Origin of the sequence: Sphingomonas sp. 66-10 (genome assembly GCF_001897045.1) — a bacterium.
GTDB lineage: Bacteria > Pseudomonadota > Alphaproteobacteria > Sphingomonadales > Sphingomonadaceae > Sphingomonas > Sphingomonas lycopersici.
The window spans coordinates 1,056-2,568 of the sequence record NZ_MKRR01000149.1 but is presented as its reverse complement, the minus strand read 5'-3'; the positions used below and the strand labels follow the sequence as shown (position 1 = coordinate 2,568).

Here is a 1,513-nt window from a genome sequence, read left to right as displayed (position 1 = left end):
GCGATCAGCGCGAGGAAGCCGGCGTGACGACGACAAGCGCCGAGGCGCTCACCGCGCTGATCCTCTCCGCGCGCGGCGTGCGCCCGCAAAGCCTGGCCAATGCGGAGGCCGAGGAAGTTCTCAATATCGCGCTTGCGCTGCTGATCGAATTGTCGGTGTCGAACGACCGGATCGATCGTCTCGAGCGGATGGTCGCCGCGTTGCGCGACGAACCGGTGTCGGCGCTGCGCGATGTGCGTTACGACGGTGAGGCCGCGCAGGAACGGCAAGAGGCGATGGAGGCGCTGCTCGCGCGGGTGCTGCGCATCATGCTCGATCCGCGCGTCCAGCCGCCCGCGGCGGCGGCAAGCTGAACCAATCTGTTCCCCCGGGGGGTGGGCAATGGCGGCCCGGTCGGAAGCGATTCCGGCCGGGCCGTTTCCTTGTCGATCAGATCGCCTGCGGGCGCCACGCGTCGACCAGCTCGCCCGCGGTCGCGAACCAGGTCGCATCATCGCCCGCCAGCCGGCCGAGCAATGCCTCGAACGCGTCCATGCGATAGGGCAGGCCGGTGATATAGGGCGTCAGCGTGAACGGCAGCACGCGGCCGGCGCGATAATAAGCGCTCTCCGTCTTGAGCCACGCCAGCGCGTCGTCGATCTGCTGCGCCACGCTGTCCATCGACTGCTGCTGCACCGCAATCATCTGCCGGTCGGACAATTCGTGGTTGAACGGCACGCTGACGATCGTCCCGGCTTGGGTGGTCGCGAGATAGGGCAGATCGTCGTTCACCCAGTCGCACATATAGTCGAACCCCGCTTCGACCAGCAGCCGTGGCGTGTTGAAGCTCTGCGATCGGGCGATCGATTGCCAGCCGCGCGGCGCGGCGCCGATCGCTTCGGCCAGCCGGTCGCGCGCTTCGGCGATCAGCGCACGCTCCTCGGCTTCGGCAAGGCCGCCCGCGATCGTTGCGTTCATGTCGGTCGAATGCGCGATGATCTCATGCCCGCCGGCAAGGATGTCGGCGATGATCGAGGGATAACGCTCCGCGATCGCGGAATTGACCGCGATCGTCGCTTTCACCCCGGCCTTGGCGAAGGCGTCGAGCAATCGATAGAAGCCGACCCGCGTGCCATATTCGCGCGCGGTATAATGGCGATAATCGGGATAAGGCGTCACCATATGCCCCGGCGCGCGGAACGGCTGATCGCTGGGTGTGATCGGAAACCATTCGAGGTTGACGAGCAGGGTCACCGCGACGGGCTTGCCCTCCGGCCAGGCGACCGGTTTGCGCGACGGCATCGGTGCGGCGGGATAGAGATCATGATCCATTCCCGCGCGACGCCTGGGATAGGTGAGATAGGCGGGATCGAGCGTCATGCGTCGGCCTTTGCGTAACGGGCTGCGTCGGCGACCGCGGCGTCATAGCCGGTCGCGAGGAAATGATCGGCGATATCGCCCGAACGGGTGATCCACGCGCGTCCATCGGCGGCGATGTGGCGCAGCACCGCCTCGAACGGACCGATGCGGTGCG

3 protein-coding genes are annotated in these 1,513 nt (G+C 66.8%); 1 reads left to right on the top strand and 2 read right to left on the bottom strand.

Going from position 1 to position 1,513, the window contains the following annotated elements; all coding sequences use genetic code 11:
* Positions 1 to 353 (top strand): hypothetical protein (locus BGN95_RS22275; RefSeq protein ID WP_286774029.1); only part of this gene is annotated, 353 nt, incomplete at its 5' end.
* Positions 354 to 429: 76 nt separating this feature from the next.
* On the opposite strand, the gene BGN95_RS22270 is transcribed toward BGN95_RS22275, so the two are convergent.
* Together BGN95_RS22270 and BGN95_RS22265 are read right to left on the bottom strand one after the other, a co-directional pair.
* A complete protein-coding gene (locus BGN95_RS22270; protein ID WP_286774028.1) occupies positions 430 to 1,359 on the bottom strand; it encodes a polysaccharide deacetylase family protein in 930 nt (309 codons plus the stop codon).
* On the bottom strand, positions 1,356 to 1,487 hold the full coding sequence (locus BGN95_RS22265) for a DUF2917 domain-containing protein (protein WP_286774104.1): 132 nt from the start codon (positions 1,485 to 1,487) through the stop codon (positions 1,356 to 1,358). The genes BGN95_RS22270 and BGN95_RS22265 overlap by 4 nt, the downstream gene beginning before the upstream one ends.
* Between the last annotated feature and the right edge of the window lie 26 nt (positions 1,488 to 1,513).

Bases quoted from the DNA above. Each gene is read 5' to 3' on its own strand.
- BGN95_RS22270 (WP_286774028.1), bottom strand. From the start codon at position 1,359: ATGACGCTCGATCCCGCCTATCTCACCTATCCCAGGCGTCGCGCGGGA.